The 18424-nt window shown below is 40.1% G+C and carries 16 protein-coding genes; 9 read left to right on the forward strand and 7 right to left on the reverse strand.

The window, feature by feature from the left end; all coding sequences use genetic code 11:
* The first annotated feature begins 7 nt into the window (after positions 1-7).
* The 3 genes from FNW02_RS11055 to FNW02_RS11065 all read left to right on the forward strand — a co-directional run bounded on the left by FNW02_RS11055 (position 8) and on the right by FNW02_RS11065 (position 1603).
* On the forward strand, positions 8-418 hold the full coding sequence (locus FNW02_RS11055; protein WP_191757589.1) for a VOC family protein: 411 nt from the start codon (positions 8-10) through the stop codon (positions 416-418).
* Positions 419-513: 95 nt separating this feature from the next.
* Positions 514-921, forward strand: a complete 408-nt coding sequence (locus tag FNW02_RS11060) for a VOC family protein (protein ID WP_191757590.1) — start codon at positions 514-516, stop codon at positions 919-921.
* Positions 922-1099: 178 nt separating this feature from the next.
* Complete coding sequence (locus FNW02_RS11065; protein WP_191757591.1) at positions 1100-1603, forward strand: anthrone oxygenase family protein; 504 nt, start codon at positions 1100-1102, stop codon at positions 1601-1603.
* An 83-nt stretch (positions 1604-1686) separates the two neighbouring features.
* On the opposite strand, the gene FNW02_RS11070 is transcribed toward FNW02_RS11065, so the two are convergent.
* The 3 genes from FNW02_RS11070 to FNW02_RS11080 form a co-directional block, all read right to left on the reverse strand.
* The gene (locus tag FNW02_RS11070) at positions 1687-2079 is read right to left on the reverse strand and encodes a VOC family protein (protein ID WP_191757592.1); all 393 of its coding nucleotides are present in this window, start codon (positions 2077-2079) and stop codon (positions 1687-1689) included.
* A 61-nt stretch (positions 2080-2140) separates the two neighbouring features.
* On the reverse strand, positions 2141-3199 hold the full coding sequence (locus tag FNW02_RS11075) for a serine/threonine protein kinase (RefSeq protein ID WP_191757593.1): 1059 nt from the start codon (positions 3197-3199) through the stop codon (positions 2141-2143).
* A 365-nt stretch (positions 3200-3564) separates the two neighbouring features.
* Entirely contained in the window at positions 3565-4461 is an 897-nt protein-coding gene (locus FNW02_RS11080) for an alpha/beta fold hydrolase (protein WP_191757594.1), read from the reverse strand.
* A gap of 112 nt (positions 4462-4573) precedes the next feature.
* On the opposite strand from FNW02_RS11080, the gene FNW02_RS11085 reads away from it, so the two are divergent.
* Positions 4574-5308 carry a Uma2 family endonuclease gene (locus FNW02_RS11085; protein ID WP_191757595.1) on the forward strand — a complete coding sequence of 245 codons (735 nt, stop codon included), beginning with the start codon at positions 4574-4576 and terminating at the stop codon, positions 5306-5308.
* Positions 5309-5450: 142 nt separating this feature from the next.
* On the opposite strand, the gene FNW02_RS11090 is transcribed toward FNW02_RS11085, so the two are convergent.
* Complete coding sequence (locus tag FNW02_RS11090; RefSeq protein ID WP_191757596.1) at positions 5451-7046, reverse strand: iron uptake porin; 1596 nt, start codon at positions 7044-7046, stop codon at positions 5451-5453.
* A 287-nt stretch (positions 7047-7333) separates the two neighbouring features.
* Here FNW02_RS11090 and FNW02_RS11095 point away from each other — a divergent pair, with 287 nt between their 5' ends.
* Positions 7334-8536 carry a PQQ-dependent sugar dehydrogenase gene (locus FNW02_RS11095; protein ID WP_348535389.1) on the forward strand — a complete coding sequence of 401 codons (1203 nt, stop codon included), beginning with the start codon at positions 7334-7336 and terminating at the stop codon, positions 8534-8536.
* Positions 8537-8728: 192 nt separating this feature from the next.
* Positions 8729-9505 carry an MBL fold metallo-hydrolase gene (locus FNW02_RS11100; protein WP_191757597.1) on the forward strand — a complete coding sequence of 259 codons (777 nt, stop codon included), beginning with the start codon at positions 8729-8731 and terminating at the stop codon, positions 9503-9505.
* A 3-nt stretch (positions 9506-9508) separates the two neighbouring features.
* Here the strand turns inward: FNW02_RS11100 and FNW02_RS11105 are convergent, their stop codons facing one another.
* From FNW02_RS11105 to FNW02_RS11115, 3 genes are all read right to left on the reverse strand, one after another.
* The gene (locus FNW02_RS11105) at positions 9509-10303 is read right to left on the reverse strand and encodes a class I SAM-dependent methyltransferase (RefSeq protein ID WP_191757598.1); all 795 of its coding nucleotides are present in this window, start codon (positions 10301-10303) and stop codon (positions 9509-9511) included.
* Positions 10304-10384: 81 nt separating this feature from the next.
* Positions 10385-11410, reverse strand: coding sequence for a mechanosensitive ion channel family protein (locus tag FNW02_RS11110; RefSeq protein WP_191757599.1), 1026 nt, complete (start codon positions 11408-11410; stop codon positions 10385-10387).
* A gap of 65 nt (positions 11411-11475) precedes the next feature.
* On the reverse strand, positions 11476-11988 hold the full coding sequence (locus FNW02_RS11115; protein ID WP_191757600.1) for a hypothetical protein: 513 nt from the start codon (positions 11986-11988) through the stop codon (positions 11476-11478).
* A 145-nt stretch (positions 11989-12133) separates the two neighbouring features.
* On the opposite strand from FNW02_RS11115, the gene FNW02_RS11120 reads away from it, so the two are divergent.
* From FNW02_RS11120 to FNW02_RS11130, 3 genes are all read left to right on the forward strand, one after another.
* Positions 12134-13051, forward strand: a complete 918-nt coding sequence (locus FNW02_RS11120; RefSeq protein WP_191757601.1) for a histone deacetylase family protein — start codon at positions 12134-12136, stop codon at positions 13049-13051.
* A gap of 86 nt (positions 13052-13137) precedes the next feature.
* Complete coding sequence (locus FNW02_RS11125; RefSeq protein ID WP_348535390.1) at positions 13138-17448, forward strand: AAA domain-containing protein; 4311 nt, start codon at positions 13138-13140, stop codon at positions 17446-17448.
* On the forward strand, positions 17426-18340 hold the full coding sequence (locus FNW02_RS11130) for a hypothetical protein (RefSeq protein ID WP_191757602.1): 915 nt from the start codon (positions 17426-17428) through the stop codon (positions 18338-18340). The genes FNW02_RS11125 and FNW02_RS11130 overlap by 23 nt, the downstream gene beginning before the upstream one ends.
* Positions 18341-18424 lie beyond the last annotated feature (84 nt).

The raw sequence follows: 18424 nt of genomic DNA on the forward strand, positions 1-18424 counted from the left end.
GCACACCATGAAAATCAATCCTTATCTCTTTTTCAACGGCAACTGTGAGGCAGCGTTCAAGTTCTATGAACAATGTCTGGGCGGGAAAATCGTCATGATGCTCACTCACGGAGATGCCCCCACAGCAGAACATGTACCCGCCCAATGGCACGACAAAATCATGCATGTCTGCCTTGATCTAGGCGATCGATTATTGATGGGGTCTGACAGTCCGCCAGAACACTTTGAAACACCCCAAGGCTTCTACGTGCAGATCAGCGTTGACGAGCCAGCAAAGGCAGAACGCATCTTTCACGCCCTAGCAGAAAACGGAAAAGTAAAGATGCCGATCAGTCAAACCTTCTGGTCTGTCCGCTTTGGGATGTTGGTTGATCAATTCGGCATTCCGTGGATGGTTAACTGCGAGAAGGCTGTTTGACCTTCTTAATTACGAATTCCGGGCATCTTTCTCAGACTCAAACCTTAGTGCTTTTTCGCTAATCTTCACTGTGCAATGATTCAAAAGGATACTCCATGAGTACTAAAATTTTCGTCAATCTGCCAGTCAAAAATCTCAATCAATCCATCGAGTTTTTTACTCAACTTGGCTTCGAGTTTAATCCTCAATTCACTGACGAAACTGCCACCTGCATGATTGTGTCCGAAGACATCTTCGTCATGCTCTTGACGCATGAGAAGTTTAAAACGTTTACTCCCAAAGAAATTTGTGATGCCACAAAAAGCACAGAAGTGCTTGTATGTTTATCTTCTGATAGCCGAGAACAAGTCGATAAAATGGTTCGCAAGGCGATCGCAGCTGGTGGAACAATCTACAATGAACCGCAAGACCACGGTTTCATGTATGGACATGGATTTGCTGACTTAGATGGGCATATTTGGGAAATTATCTATATGGAGCCAAGTGCAATTAGCCAAGGTTGAAAATGCTCCCGACATCAATACTTTTCGGTTCAAGGAGAAAGGGGAAAGGGTTAAATTCACTCTTTCCGCTTTTCCCCTTAACCTTTGCCCAGACCAGAGGCGAAGAATGCTTATCCGAAAAGTATTACTCCCGACATGATGCGTTTACAAGGCGTTGAGCAGTGATTTATACTCCGGTATGACAAATTTTGACTACTCGCTTTTGGCATTGAAGCTTTTGGCAGTACTCGGCTGTGGGTTAATGGCTGGAGTTTTCTTCGCCTTCTCAACTTTCGTGATGAACGCCCTTGCCCGACTCCAGCCGGCGCAGGGCATTGCTGCCATGCAATCCATCAATATCGCGGCGATCAATCCGCTATTTATGACGGTGCTATTTGGAACGGCTGCGGCTTGCATTCTTCTGGTTATCTTCTCACTATTAAGGTGGCATCAACCCGGTGCTGCCTACTTGCTCCTCGGCAGCCTGCTCTATATCGTTGGCACATTAGGCGTGACTATCGTGTTCAATGTGCCACTCAATGATGCGCTGGCGAAAGTCGAGCCGGATAGCACCATCGGTCAAAGTTTATGGTCTAGCTACCTTACCAACTGGACAATCTGGAATCACATTCGGACGGCAGCAGCACTTGTGGCTGCCGCATCGTTCACCATCGCGCTCTGCTATCGAGCTGTGCAATCATAGTGTTGTTGGTAGAGCTAAAGCGATCGCTCATCTAGTCCGCAGCTATTAAAATGCTCATGACAACTATGTTCAAGGGTTCATGGCTAAGTTCCTGGCTCAGTCATCCACTGGACAAGTTGGATGACAACACCATTCGGATCGGTAACTTGAAAGAACCGTTCACCCCAGGGTTCAGTTTCGATCGCAGTCGTAATCGTCACTCCTTCGGCTTGCAATCGTGTGTATTCGCGATCAATATCGTCTACCACAAAGGCAATGAGCAAACCATCTGCTCGATGTCCGCGCATGTGGATCGGCTTAAAAGTTTCTAATCCAGTTTGGAGAAAAATCAAGTTGAACCCAGCGTCCTGTCGAGAGAGCGACACAAAGCCATTGGCTGACATGTCTTCGTTGAAGCCGAAATGTTGTTTGACGAATGTGGCAGATGCTATGACATCATCGACGTTGAGCGAAATCGCTGAAGCAGTAATCTGCATATATTCTCCTCAAAACACTAGCTTTATGACAAATCAGGTTTCTGATTATGGCGCATCAATCTTAATATCCGATTTTTTCCGAGCAATTTGAGTCTAAGCCGATACCTTGGCATTTTTTAGCTTCCAGTATTTGCCTAACTGCACCACCAGGCTGAGAAATCATCAAAGTTGTCCCCACCGCAGTCAGCATAATAATAGTGGCTAGCCCCAGCATAGTAGTTCTTTGTCTACGTTTTATTGCAGCGACTAAATTATCTACGCCAGTACCAGCACCCATTACCTGAATTGGCTTTAGTGCTTCCAAAGCAACAGATGCATTAGCATAGCGACGTTTTTGGTTAGGTTCTACCATTTTTATCAACCACGACTCAAAACGCGGATTGATTTGAGGAACTAATTTCTGGAAACTAAAGCGATAGTTATCATCAATTAATTTACCAATATCAACAGAACGGGTATTAGTAAGTAAACAAATCAGCGTTGCTCCTAAACTATATAAGTCTGACGCCTCAGTGAGGGCGTGACCAAACTGTTCTTCCGGTGGCATGAAACCTGGGGTTCCTGCTACGAAGCTACTAAGAGCTATTTTTGCACCCTGTATCCTAGCCAATCCAAAATCAACCAGGTAAGCATTCAGTTGCTCATCAACTAAAATATTCTCTGGTTTGATATCTCGATGGATAATTGGGTTAACTTGCTTTTGCAGGTAAACCAAAATTTCTAAGATTGAAAGAGCAATTTGCTTGATTTCTTCAGGATGAAAGCTACGCCTTAATCCTAAAGATGGAGCCTTTTTATACTCCTGCACCATATAAAAAATCCCTGATGTTTCAAAGGAATCTATATAGCGAGGAATGCGGGAATGATTTAATTTTTTAAGGATTTCAATTTCCCGCTCGTAAGCTTTTACTCCTGACCAGTCAGTAACCGCACTACTAAACCGGAACTCTTTAATTACCACCTGTTGATTACAGTTGAGGGCATTAGCCAAGTAAGTAATGCGTCCTCCTTCACGATTACGTCCTAGTTCACGAATCACTTGATAGCCTAGCTGGGAAAAATTTGGATGGTGACTTGAGGGAATTATCCCTTTATATTCATTACGCAGATCAAGCTCCATTACGTACACCACATGAGTTTGATTTTGTCAAGGTGCAATTAAAAATAAGAGGCACTCACCCAAATTGTTAGCTGTACTTTTACACTGCCCGCACCAAAGCGTATGGCTCAAGTTTCTTCTTAGTGTCTTGCATTTTAATACGGTTCGGATCAGCACTCTTCCATCTCTGTTATGGTCTGAGAAAATGGTAAAGGGTAGAATTCAAACTTTTCTACTTTAACCAAACCGTATTGTCTTGTATCTAGTAGTCTGCCAAAGAAACTTTGGTGAGTAGGTAAAGGAAAAAGGTTTATTTCTCCTATCTCTTTAACTTTTTCCTAATCTACACGTCTCAATGTTTGTGTAGTGAACCACTAGGCGAGAATTTATGGACTTTGTGCTAGCCAAGCAACAATCTGGGCATTTACAACATCTGGAACTTCATCGTGGGGACAATGACCGGCGTTGGGAATGGGAACAATTTTGATTTCTTTGCCATTCTTACGCGCCTCCTCGTAAATCTTTGCCCCGGTAATCGGTGTCCAAGGATCATCAGCACCCCAAATTACTAATAAGGGACGTTCGACTTTGGGCAATAGTTCCACTGGAGTTGGGCCTGGAGGTGCTGTGAGAATGGAGGCGAAAACTTGTTGCGCTCCCGGATCGCAAGCGGGAGTATAAAGTAAATCAACTAATTCATCAGTAACGGCTGTGCGATCGCGGTAAACTTGGTAGAGAGTACGGCGAATTTGGTCTTTTTGACGAATGCGATTAAAGACAAATTTGCCTGTAAGAGGCGATCGCACAAACCTGTTAAAAGCTCCCATCACAATACGTAGTGGTGGATTCAATTCGTGGGGGCGATGACTCAACCCACCCGCAACGTTAATTAAAACACCACCAGCAGCAATTTCTGGATGTTCTACCAGCACTATCAAGCTTAAAAGTGCGCCGATGGAGTTACCAATAAATACAGCCGGTTCTTGAATGTGTTCTGTCCAAAAATCTTTCAGCAGTTCAACCCAAACTTCCACGCTGTAATTAATTGGCGCTTTATCAGAACCACCAAAACCCAAAAGGTCTATGGCAAAAACCCGGTAGCCAGCATTTGCTAAAGCAGGAATATTTTTGCGCCAGTGTCCAATGGAAGCACCAAAGCCGTGAACCAGTACTAGAGGGCGTCCTGTACCCATAACGGTATACTGAATTTTGTGCCCCTGCCAAGTCCAAAAGAATTTTTCAAAGGCATCTTGTGTTGCTGTCTGCTGAGTAGTTACAGTCATTATTAAGATTAATAAAGTGTTTCTTAAATATAGTAATGTTCTCTGACCTCAAAGAACTCTGATTAAAATGGTATTTTTGAACCAGTCCCAGTTGAGTTTAGGTCTTTGCGCTATGACTCTTTCTGCCAACCAACTCAAAACCGAGGTTATCTACCCCGACTCTGATGGTACACCGATGGCGGAAAGTGATCCAGCACGCGATTATCTAATTTACGGTGTAGAATCCCTAGACATTTATTTTCAAGACCGAGATGACATCTACGTATCAGGGAACCTGTTCCTTTACTACAAAAACGGCATTCCTAGTGCTGTGGTAGCTCCTGATGTTTTTGTGGTGTTTGGAGTAGAAAAAAAGAAGCGCCTCAGCTACAAGGTTTGGCAAGAAGAGGATAAAGTCCCTAGTTTTGTTTTAGAAGTTACTTCTTTAACCACCCAAGAGAACGACGAAGAGGATAAACCAAAGAAATACGCACTCCTAGGTGTGCAAGAGTATTTTCAGTATGACCCAACTGGAGATTACCTGAGTCCACAACTGAAGGGTTCGAGTTTAGTTGAAGGCAAATATCAACCTATTGCAGCAAAACTTTTACCTGATGGAGTTACGTCAATTCATAGTGAAGTATTAGGTTTAGACCTCAGACTGTTTGACGGAGAATTGCGGTTTTTTGAACCCCAAACTGGGAAAAAACTCTTAAGTCACAAAGAAACGGAACAAGCAAGACAAGCCGCAGAGCAAGCCCGACGGGATGCAATACCTCGATTATTAGAGTTAGGCTTGAGTGTGGAACAGGTTGCAAGTTCTCTTAGCTTACCTGTGGATGAGGTGAGACGCTTTATTCAAGAGTGATAGCAAATATCTTTGTAAGCAAAATTTATTAAAGGATTAAAAACGGGCGATGTCTACGATGGTTACTGAGCCAAGTCGTACTCCTACGCATTTTTGGGGCATTGTCTAAATATTCAAACTCAAAAATTAGTATAAACTTTTATTAGAAACTCAGTACCATCCTCATTGTACCAACAAAAATATCACCATTCGCATCGTTATGATTAGAATTTGCAATAAAAATTGCACCTGGTATTAGCTTAATATTGTTATTTAAGGGATACTCATAAAAAGCTTCAAAATGTAATCCCGTTCCTGTGTCTTCTCGTGCTGCGATCGCATTATGAATGACTTTTGGTGGCATGCCAAAACCTAAGCCGCCAATAGCACTTTTCTTAAATAAATCAGGAAAAGCAAAATTCACAGCGTAGTTGATAATATCAGCATTACCCTGCACACCGTCCACTCGTTCAGCATTAGTATATCCAAACCACCCGCTCACAGCCAGCTGAGGAAATATCTTCCACAAACCGCTAATAGCATAAGAATTAGAAACGAGCGGCACACCTAAGCCAAAAGGGAGATTGGAGAAAGTACTACCTGTTCGATGCGCTAAATCACCGTTATCAGAATAGTTGCGTACATACAACAATCCCAGTTCAGCGTTTGAAAATGGTTTATAGGAAAGCTGTACCAATCCACTATAAGTACCGTTAAATAAACCAGCAGCACCAGTAGCAATGTTGGCATTTTGTGCTAGATAACCTAAATCTAATCTGAGAGATTCATTAGGTTTATAAACAGCTGCCAAACCACTACCTGTAGTATTCCCAATGCGGTATATGGGATTACGTTCTAAAAAGCGTGAAGGAGAACCTTTTGCACCTCCAAAACTAGCAAAATATGGATTAATTACTGTGGCGTAATAATGATGCGAGGCAGCGTTAGCGTAAAGATAAACTTGAAAGTTTTCGCCTGCGGGAAACCGATATTCGAGTAAGTTGAGAGCAAGATTATTATCTGTATTTCCAACTTCAAATGATTGTCGCGTCATATTTGTACCAGTAACACCATTGAAATTTGGTACTCTATTTGAAGCTTGTAAACGTACTATTAGTCTATCTCTGCCTGTAAAGCTAGTAAGTAAATTAATTCGAGCACGGTAGTTAAATGCTAAATTAGAATCAATTGTGGTATTTGGGTTGTTATCAGCACTATCCCCTATTGCATCACTAGCAGCAAGAACCACAGAAACATTTAATTGAGTTGTAGTTGAAAATTGATTCGCTGTTATTTCTGCACTTTGCGCTTCTAAATTATCTAACCGATTTTGTAGAGTAATTAATTCAACAGCAAATTCGTCTTTTAAACGTCGGATAGTAGAAAGTTCAATAGAAGTAAGTAGAGTAGCTTGATTTTCTATTAGTTGATTAACTTCGTCTAAACAAGCGTTCAGTGCAGTAGCAAACTCGTAACGCGTGAACCGATAGTGAGTTGCATAGGCATTTTTAGGATATCCAGCAGTACAACCATACCGTTGAACCAAGGATTGCAACTCTTGAAATGCCCAATCGGTAGATTGTACATCTGAAAGTTCAGAAACAGAGGTAGTTGGAATTTCTGTTTGCTCCTCAAGCTCTAGTTGCGTAAATGTTCTATCTTGTTGAGCCTCTGACGCCAACACAGAATTTGCAAAAACTACGATAAAACTAAAAATCGCCGTGTAAGTATACAGCAAATTTGCCGAAAATATAGACATTTATTGTTTTACTTATAACAACATTTTTCCCAACTTAGTTTAAATCAGAAGTCTATCTATAGTAGTACTCACTTTGGTAAAAAAGTACGTTTTTTCACTTTTTAGTAGATAGATATATTCCATTAGTAGGATGTGAATACTAGTTAAATGTATTAATTTATATTGCGGTATACTGGCAAAACAAACTGTAAAACTAACACAAAGAGTATTGTCTCTAAGCATTTACATTTCTCAGGTATTGTAATTCTGCCCAGTCTTCTCATATCAAGAATTAAAGGAAAGATGCCGTGAAAGCAAGAAGCTTATTCATTGGTTGTGCTTTGTTAGTGAGTATGACCTTTCCTAGTAGCGCCCAAAAACCGCAGCAACAAAGAATAGAACGCGTTGAAGGCTATCTTGCGACGCCTGAGCAATTGGAATTTAAAGAATCACTCTTACAACAACTTAAAATGCCTGCGGGATTTCGCATTAGCGTGTTTGCTAAAGACTTGGGCAACCCTCGAAAGTTGGCAGTTGGTGGTGATGGTACTGTCTACGTTACTCGCCGCGAACAAGGTGATATATTGGCACTGCGCGATCGCAATAATGATGGACGTGTTGATAACATACAGACCGTTGCATCAGGTCATAAGTATGTCAACGGCATTACAATTCGTCAAAATCGTCTTTATTTTGTCACAGACAGACAACTATACGCCGCAGACATAGGAAAAGACGGTAATCTAGGCAAACCACAGGTTTTGATTGATAACTTACCTGATGCAGGACAACACCCAAATCGGACGATCGCCTTTGGCCCTGATGGGATGCTTTATATCAGTGTGGGTAGTACTTGCAATGCCTGTGACGAGACAAATGACGAAAGCGCCACCCTACTACGGGCACAACCTGACGGTAGTAAGCGGACGATTTATGCTCAGGGTTTACGCAATACTATAGGTTTTGCTTGGCATCCCCAAACTAAGGAATTGTGGGGTTTAGATCATGGTTCGGACTGGCGCGGTAATGATCAACCACCAGAAGAATTGAATCGAATTGTACAGGGTGCAGATTACGGTTGGCCATTTTGTTGGGGCGATCGCCGTCCAGATGTATATTTATCATCAGACCCACAAGGTAAAACTAAGGAAGAATACTGCGCTAAAACCCAACCACCAGCGCTAACTTATACAGCACACAGTGCGCCATTGGATTTTGTTTTTTATACTGCATCTCAATTTCCTCAACAATACCGTAACGACGCTTTTGTAACTATGCGCGGCTCGTGGAATCGCAAACCTCCCGCAGGTTATAAGATAGTGCGGATACGTTATCAAAATGGCAAACCAGCGGCATTTGAGGATTTCATCACAGGATTTTTGAACCCTCAAGCAACGGCACAGTTTGGCCGACCTGTAGGTCTTGCGGTAGTACCCGACGGTTCGCTATTGTTCACGGATGATACTAACGGTGTCATTTACAGAGTGTCGTACGCTGCTCCTAATAAATAACATCTGATACCGATTCAATTAATGATTGCAACAAACCCTTTGGTAGAGACGTTGCATTGCAACGTCTCTACAGCATTGCTCCTCTGCGTGTTAGCAAGGCGGGGCGTAGCCCGATAAATCATCCCGCAAATATGCAACACCAGAAAGCTGACACGGTTGATAATGAAGATAGGCGTTATCTTCACAAAAGTTATGTACTTAACTTGGCTAGACAGCAACTCTTGGCTACTTGAAATCGGTGGGAAACGGATACTAATTGATCCTTGGCTGGTTGGTTCGTTAATTTTCAGCAATTTAGATTGGCTATTTAAAGGCTCTCGACCTCAAGAACGCCCAATACCAGAGAATATTGATCTGATTCTGCTGTCTCAAGGTTTGGAAGATCATACTCACCCTCCAACACTCAAGCAGCTTGATCGCACCATCAAGGTTATAGCTTCTCCCAGCGCTGCTAAGGTAGTGAAGCAATTAGGTTACACCCAGGTAACGACTCTGGCTCATGGTGAAACTTTCACTTTAGATGAGCTTGAAATCAAGGCTACTCCTGGTTCTCCCATTGGCCCCACTTTAGTGGAAAATGGCTATCTGCTCAAAGAGTTGGAGAGTGGTTTAACAGTCTACTACGAACCTCACGGCTATCATTCCCCACAAGTTAAGCAAGCTGCACCAGTAGATGTGGTGATTACGCCGTTTGTTGATATGACTCTGCCTTTACTTGGGCCGATTATTCAAGGAAAGAATAGTATTTTAGAACTGGCAAAATCATTACAACCTCAAATAATTCTACCTACTGCGGCTGGTGGAGATGTAATTTTTGAGGGATTGCTGATGAAACTTGTTCAGACGAAGGGAAGTGCTGAGGAACTTCGTACGTTACTAGAGAAAAACAATATTTCGACCAAAGTAATGGAACCGACACCAGGCGATCGCATAGAGCTACCATTAGAAAAGCGAGCATTAGCAACCTGAATTTTAGACCATTTTGGTAGCTTCAACTTCCAATATGACCATAGAAACATGAGCAAGATTCTCACTATCTAATGGGTAATTTTCAAGGTAGATGTCGGTTATCTCGTCAATAATTTCTTCATGTAAATTTTCCGGTATTCTCCAAAGAAAATTAGATTTTCCGATTGTTCTAATTGATCCCTTTAATCCTTCTTTTCCTTCAAAAATCATATCTTTTTGGACTAGCTCTACACGTTTTGCTTTTAAACCAACGCGTTTGAGTAAATCTTGATATTCATCATCGCTATAAAAGCGAGTTTTAAAAGTGAAGTCTTGAAAATAATTACTCCATTTCTGATTATAAATTACTTTGGTTGTAGCATCATTAATCGGTGCGGCATGATTTTTCCCGCCAAACTGAAGTATGGCTTGGCTAGTTGGCTTTAGGCTTCTTTTAATACCTTCTAAAATTGGAAGATGATCTGTAATCCAATGAAGACAGGCAAAAGAAACAATAATATCAAATTCGTTTTTAAAATCCAGCTCTCTTGCATCTTTGTGTTGAAAAGTTAAATTAGGAAAATCACTAGGGGGAAAATTTTGCTGAGCAAAGTTAATCATATCTTTAGAACTATCAATACCAATAACCAAACCATTTGGAACTAAGTTGGCAATAAAAGCAGTAATTTTTCCATCCCCACAGCCAATATCTAAAATTATTTCATTTTTATTTAATTTCAGGTTAGCTATTAAATCCTGCGCCCAACTCTGTTGATTGGTAGAGTTTTTGTGGTAATCCTTTGCATTCCAAGTACACATAATATTCTCCTAATTTAGGAGTGTGGATACTAAATCAATTAGTCAAATTTTATAGCAATATACTAAAGTTTTATTTCCATTTCAAATTTGATTTTTATTCATATTGTCTTGCATATAAATATCTCTAACCGGGAAGGGAATTTGAATTCCTTCTTGCTGATAGCGTCTATGTAACTTTTTAATAAAGATATGTTTACCAATACGCTGGTCGAAGTATTCATTTACCCGCATATAAATCCTAAAATCTATACTAAAATCACCAAAAGTGTGAAATCTAATATGCGGTTCGTTTATCATTAATTCGGGTGCAATTTCTTGCATAACCTCTTTGGCAACTTCTACAGTTACTCTTTCAACTTGTTCCAAGTCGCTATCATAACTGACGCCTACATCCATTGTTAAAGTAATTTCTTTGACTGGTAAATGGTAATTTGTGAAAATCGCTGAAGCTAGTTTAGAATTTGGGACTATGATCACGTTATTTGAAATTTCTTTGATTGTTGTATTCCGCCATGTTATGTCTGTTACATAACCTTCATGACCACCATCTAATTTTACATAATCTCCAGTTCTAACTTGTTTAGAAATAATTAAGTAAAAACCAGAAAACAAATTTGCTAGTGTATCTTGAAGCGCTAAACCAACTGCTAGACCACCAATACCTAAAGTTGTGACTATTGGCGTAATTTGAACGCCCACAGTTTGCAATAAAATTAATGTTCCCAAAATTAAAACAACAATCTTAGCAAGATTAGAAATTAGTGATGTGGGAACCCCTTCTGCTCTGCGAATAAATAAATTAACAAAACCAGCAGTCAATCTTGCAAAGAATAACGTCACTGAATATAGTAATGCGATCGTCAGAATCTTTTGCATTACGATCGCAATATCTGGCTTCAGCGGAGAACTCAAAATGGCCCAAAAAAAACCGCCAAGCACAAACCAAATAAAAGTCATGCGATGCAAGGAATGAAATATAATTTCACCCCCAGCAATTCTTTTCTTAGCAACAAAATTTTGTAATTTCTTGAAGATAACTTTTTCGCCAATTATTCCAGCTAATAAACCAGCTAGAATAAATGCAATCGGCGCAATCCATTGCATCATATAAATTTTACTTTTGAGGTTTGATATTCAGAAAATCAGCTTTTTGATGTGATTATGGCTAAATTTTACCTTGTTAATTGCCGGATTAACTGTTTGAGATTTTCTGGACTTAGGGTAACTTCCACTTCTAGCTGTTGCATCGTATCCCGTAAAGTAAGAATATAGTTGTCACCGGATGGATTGTATGAGTACTGGGGATTTGTGATGGAAATTGTCTCATAGGAAATAGATTGCAAACCGACGCGAATCACAAGTTCTTTTTGGGAATGGGGGAAAATGTATAAATATTGGCGGAGACTATCAAGTATAAGTTGGCTTGGTGTGGTGTTGCGTTCTTGAGACGAATCAGGTTTATGCCAATAAAGAGTAATACCACGAATTTCTGGCTGAGCGATTGCAAAGACTTCATCAAACCGCTTTGCTTCCCAATCCAGTTGATCGACTTCACCACTTTGGGGAATTATTCGTTGTTTCCAGGTAATTTCTTTGCCATTGAGGTTTGTCCACCATTGGCGGATAGTAGCTAAGTTATTGGGATTTTCTGGATTGCCGCTACCCTGTTGCCAGACAATTTTCATAAGTGCTGAGTATTGAGTGCATCCTATTTGGTTCCAGTTTAAACAACTCTTGGGTGAATCTCATGTCGTAGGCACAGCCTTGTTATTGATTACCGGAAAATCTCTAAGCGCATTTGGCTTCAGATTATGATTAAAAATTAATAACATGGACTTGCCAATTATTTACCATCCAGATTACATTGCTCCACTGCCTGAAGGGCATCGCTTTCCGATGTCTAAGTTCCGACAACTCTATGAATTGCTGTTAGCTGACGGGGTAGCTCATCAAGAACAATTTCATACCCCCGAACGTCCACCGCAAGAGTTGATAGAGTTAGTCCACACCCCAAGCTACGTTCAAGCCTACTGTGAGGGAACCCTAGATCCCAAAGCACAGCGACGTATCGGCTTGCCTTGGAGTCCAGCACTGGTGAATCGTACCTGTATAGCGGTTGGTGGTACAATACTCACTGCCAGACTGGCACTAAGTCAGGGTTTAGCTTGCAATACTGCTGGTGGTACTCATCATGCCTTTCCTAGTTATGGGTCTGGTTTTTGTATTTTCAATGATTTAGCGATCGCCTGCCGCGTTTTACAAAAACTCGAACTTGTCCAAAAAATCCTGATTGTGGACTTGGATGTTCATCAAGGTGACGGCACTGCTTTTATTTTCCAAGATGACGAGAGTGTTTTTACTTTCTCCATGCACTGCGAAGTCAATTTCCCTGGTACTAAACAAAAAAGCGATTTGGATGTTCCTTTGCCAGTGGGAATGGAGGATGATGCCTATTTGCAAACTTTGGCAAATTATTTACCAGACTTATTGTCAGAAATCAAGCCAGATATAATATTTTATGATGCTGGAGTTGATCCACATATAGGCGATCGCCTGGGAAAATTAGCTTTAACTGATGCTGGCATTTTCCGGCGAGAAATGCAGGTTTTAAGTACTTGTATGAGTAGTGGCTATCCTGTAGCTTGCGTAATTGGCGGTGGCTATGCCGATGATATGAAGTCTCTCGTCTGGCGGCACTCTCTAGTGCATCGCGCCGCTAGTGAAGTTTATCGGCAGTACAAACTATAGTCATTTAGTACGTAATTACGCCCACAATCAGACATACAGTCGCAGCAGTAACGAAAATGCTTTAACGAACCACAGAGGCGCTGAGAGTGCAGAGAAGAAATAACAGAACGCGTACAGACTCAGAAGATTGGGGCTATGTGTTAGTAGGTTCTACAGTTGATCGGTTAATCCGCAATCTAGAAGGTGAAACTGTCCTAGAATCATACCCTGAGTTTTGGCAGCGGCGCGATCGCGCCAACGAGTTAATGTTGGAATGTTTTGGTAAGCCTTGCCTCTTCTATGTGCGTCGCAAGGGCGCTGGGAAAGAGCCAAAAGAAGAAATTTGGGATTTGACAATAGCGACAGATCAAGACGATTTTCAATTACCTGCAAGACTTAAGAAGCTGGGCAAAACATTAGGATTTAGAGCAGCGGTACAAAAAGATGGATACGGCGGTTTAAAAATATTCTCTGCTCAGTTGCTACAAACCTCACGAGGAAACGCTGATAGTTATGCTGTGCCTTGCTGCTTGCGTTTACTATTTAGTCATCAACGTCATCTCAGCATTCCCCAAACAACATTAAAACGCATGGCAGCCACGCCAGTTTGTGGTGATCATGTACCTACAGAAGATCAGCTAAAAGCTTGGAAAGCGTTTTTGCAAATTGAGGAAAAAATTGCTAAAGCTCGTCAATTTTGTGTGCGTTATCTAGGTCATAACTATAGCTTCAAAAGACGAATCAGTTTTGAAATTGATATAGCTTCAGCCACCCTTGACGGTTCTAATGAAAATCCCTTGGATTTAGAAAACTTTTGGGAACGAGTAAAACGCGCCAAAAACGAAGAAATTAAGCTTTTTGAGACTGCTCCCACCGGAAAGAACTGGCAAAATAGCCGTCAGCTAGGGTCTATTGAAGAAGTTGATCCCAAACGTTGCATCATTAGCGTGAGGCTAGAACGCGACTTAGCTGAATATATAGCAGCAGAACGCTATCAGTTACCAAACACCGGATTTTTATGTTTCGAGGCTGTTGGTGATATTAAACAGATTCAGCGTAAGAAAAAAGCCTTAGACGACTTGAATAATGGTTACACCCAAAATCCATATTTAGGCAACTTCTTATTCGACGCTTCCCAAGCAAGACCTATTCAAAAAACTATCGAACTTCAACCACAAGATTTGTTATTATCCTCTGCTAATCCCGGTCAGAAAGCAGCAGTAGAAACGGTGCTTTCTGCTAAAGATCTTGTTCTCATTCAAGGGCCACCAGGTACAGGCAAAACCACCGTGATTGCCGAGATTTGCTATCAAGTTGCTCTCCGGGGTGGTCGCACTCTAATTGCTTCTCAAGCTAACCTAGCAGTTGATAACGCCCTGAGTCGATTAGTTCACAACCCAGTAATTCGGGCTTTACGAAAGGGACGAGCTGAGAAAGTTGGGGAGGAAGGACAACCATTTTTAGAAGACCAAGTAATTGGCAGATGGCTGCAAAATACCGCTACTGACTGCGAAAATAATATTACCAAACGGCTCGATAATATAGAAAATTTCCGTCAATTGCTGACATCATCACAACGTTTCACAGCATACCTCAAAGTAGAGAAAGAATTTAATAAAAAACAAGATGAATTCAATCAGAGCAAGACAAACTTAGAGGCAGATTATAAAAAACAAGAAATAGCCTATAAGGAAACTAAAGTTCAAAAAAGTGAGGTTGAATCTCTAATTATTGGCTTAGAGAATTTACTAGATACCGTACAAAATATAGATTGGGAAGCTCCAGAAGTTACAATTTTTTTGCCCCGTCTTCAACCATACACAGAAGGCAACAGTTTAGTAAAAGACTTTTTGACAAATGTTCGCCAAGCCATCAAATATACCGATGAACTTGGTTTTATTCGCCCTGCGCGTGGTGCATTTGGATTGGCAGTTTGGTTACGTGAAACTGTAGCGACTGAAGTTTCTGAATTTCAAACAGCACTCGGTTATGCTCAGAATGCAACTGCGGCTATGTTGGAGGTTGCAGCGTTAGCACAAGTCATCAAACAGAATTCTACTAATCTGAATCAGTTAAAAATAGATGATCAGCAATTACTTAATAAGCAACAAACTTTACAGCAAACACTCCAAATTTGGCAAAATCGCAAACGAGAAATAGACTATATTATCACAGCAGTTAAAGAATGGAAGTCTACAGCAGATTCTCATTTATATCAAGTATTAAAAAATTGTCAACAATCTCATCTCCCATTAATAGATAATTTGGTGGATTTACCACTAGGTTTGTTGATGTTTGCTAATACATTAAAATTACAAATTGTACCAAGATATCAACTTAACCTACCAGATTGGGAGCTACTAACAAAGGCAATGTCTTATGAGGTAGAGGGAGGTTTCACTGACAGACGGGGCAAGCAGTATAACTTTAGTTATTTTTTACAGCAAAATTTAAGTCAAATTCCAATAGTGCTATCAAAGAGCGATCGCACTCAATGGCAAGAGACTTACCAACAGTTTAATAATTATCAACTACTCACCCAAAAGCAGCGAAAATTACTAGTTGAGAATACTCAGTTTTTCTTAATTAGAATGCAACAGAATTATGGCGCATCATGGGAATGGAATAACATCGACTCTACTCTTACCCGGATTACCCAAGAATTACTAGATATCATCCTCATAAATGCCCGAAAATGTGTATTACAAGTCAAAACTGAAACCGAACAACAACTTCAAATTATCCAAAAACAATTACAAGAAATTCAACAAAATACAATCAATCAACAGCAAATCTCTACTATTCAATCTCAGCTAGAAACAGCTACACAAGATGCTAATTTAAAACTTGAGCAAGTAATCAATATTTTGCAAGAACTTACCCAACAACAAAATGTACCCGCTCAATTACGTACTCTAGCTGAACAATATCTCACCACGCAATCAAATATTTGGCAGCAGCCTCAAAAGTTCTCAACGCAAATACATTCTTGGGAAAGTACTATAAGTCAGCTTGAAATGTTGATTTCATTATCAGAGCCTTTTGCTGTATTGGAGATGATTAAAAACTCTATGTATAAGCATCTCTCACAGCTAAAAGAAGAAACTACAATTTATATGCAGCACCTCGAAAGATTGCAAATAAAATTACGTGAATTAGAAGAAACAGAGCCACAGCTATCAGAAAAATTACTAGCAGAAAGGAACTGGTGGCAGATAACATGGCAAGCAATACCTGATAAATTTAAACCAGATACTTCTATTACAGATTTGTTTAATGTAGATTTTTTACGTACTATCAAAGCTCAGTTTAAATATTGGCAACAACAACTTACTAAAGACGAAAATCATCTGAATCGATATCAACACTTTGTGCAAGATTGGATTGGAAAATTAAGAAACCCAACTGAACGCGATCGCAACGATTTAAGGCGCATATATTTAGATAATGCCAATGTCGTCGGTATTACCTGTGTTCAAGCAGCAGGTCGAGATTTTTCGGAAGAATTCAAATACTTTGATGTCGCCATAATTGATGAAGTAAGTAAGTGTACTCCACCAGAGTTACTAATCCCAGCTTTGAAAGCTAAAAAGTTAGTAATGGTAGGTGATCATCGACAATTACCACCAATGCTAAATACTAGCACTTTAGAAGAAGTTGCTCAAGCAATTGGCAGTCCAATAGAAGAACTAAAATTTCTAGAAGAATCACTTTTCAAAAGTCAATTTGAAGCTGCTGATCAAACCATCAAGCAGATGCTTAATACACAATATCGAATGCACCCATTTATTATGGGAGCAATCAATCAGTTTTATGACGGTAAATTAGAATGTGGCATTTTAGAGCCTGACACAAAACGCGCACATAATTTGGCAGGCACAATAATTCAACAAGATCACCATATTATTTGGGTAAAAATGCCTGGAGAAAAAGAGTTTCAAGAACAACGTGAAGGAACTTCTTTTTCTAATATTCGGGAAATTGATGTGATTGAACATCTGTGTCAACAGTTTGAGAATACTTGGATTTCTAAAGTAGCTAATGGTGAACCAAAAAAAGAAATTGCCGTGATTACATTTTATGGCGCTCAACTCAGAAAAATTGATGAACGCCTGCAATCTGAACTTTTCCCTTCTTTGGAAATTCGTACAGGGACGGTTGACAGATTTCAAGGTATGGAACGGCCTGTTGTAATTGTCAGTATGGTTCGTAACAATAGTAAAGGAGATGTAGGATTTGCTAAAAAACCAGAGCGGGTTAATGTTGCTTTTTCTCGCGCTCAAGAACTCCTGATAATTGTAGGTTATCACGATTTATTTACCAATCAATCAGGCAAAATAGGAGGTATGTACTCTGAAGTTTCAAATATTGTAAGTCTTTATGGAGGTTTCGTTAATGGTTCTCGCTTCTTCTGCTAAACCAATAGATGGCAAACTCAAGAATTTTGTGGACGAAATTGAAGCGCAAAATCATGGTCTATCGGTTCTAGCAGCGCGTCAATTACGCTATAGCTTGTATCAGAATTTTGTAGAAGTAATTATTAAAGAACCCCGTGAATTTAACGTATTAGAAGAATTTATTATTCGTGCAGGTATTGAATTCGATCCTCCTCCAACAGAGGATGAATTAGCATCTATACTTGGTCTTGATCCTGTATTTGTCCGCAGTACTACTGCAACTCTTCAGACGTTACAAACTCTATCAGCAACATCGCCAATTACAGTTACTCCTGAAGGGCGTTCATTTTATGAGAAAAGGTCTGTACCACAGCCCCCATACTCTGTACAGATTTATGCTATTTCAGATCCTTTAAGTGGAAAAGTTACCTTTCAATCTGAAGCTTTAAACGAGGAACTAGTAAAACTACCTGATTTAGCCAATTTTGTAACTATTGATAATCTGATTCCTGATCTTTCTTCTTTATCGCTTGAGGAACTACTGCACAGTATCCAAGCTTCGGATTTAGCACTTCATGTGCCACAGGATGGGAAAATAGTTGTTTCCTGCAAAGTAATATCTGCAACTAAAAAAATTGGAAAAATTATATCGCTTTTCGTAATATTTAATGCACTTGAAGATAAGTTGAGCGTCCAACTAAGAGATGGCAAGCAAATTTTAGAGACTGAATCAAACTGGCTGGAAGTATTACTATCTGAAGGTAAAGTATCCTTGCAGTCCTTGTGTGAATTGTCAGACGAAACTATCAATTCTGAACGTGAGTTGATTCTTAAGCAGGAAAATGAAACTAGTTTAGGAAGTGTAAAGGGAAGACCAGTAGACAAGAAAACAAAGAAAAAAGCAAAGAGCTAAATCAATTTTGCATAAGGGATTAGTACACAGTTAAGAATTATAAATTATAGATGATAAAGTAGATTTCTTTCTTTTGTTAGTATT

This window comes from Komarekiella delphini-convector SJRDD-AB1 (assembly GCF_014831675.1).
Classification (GTDB): domain Bacteria; phylum Cyanobacteriota; class Cyanobacteriia; order Cyanobacteriales; family Nostocaceae; genus Komarekiella.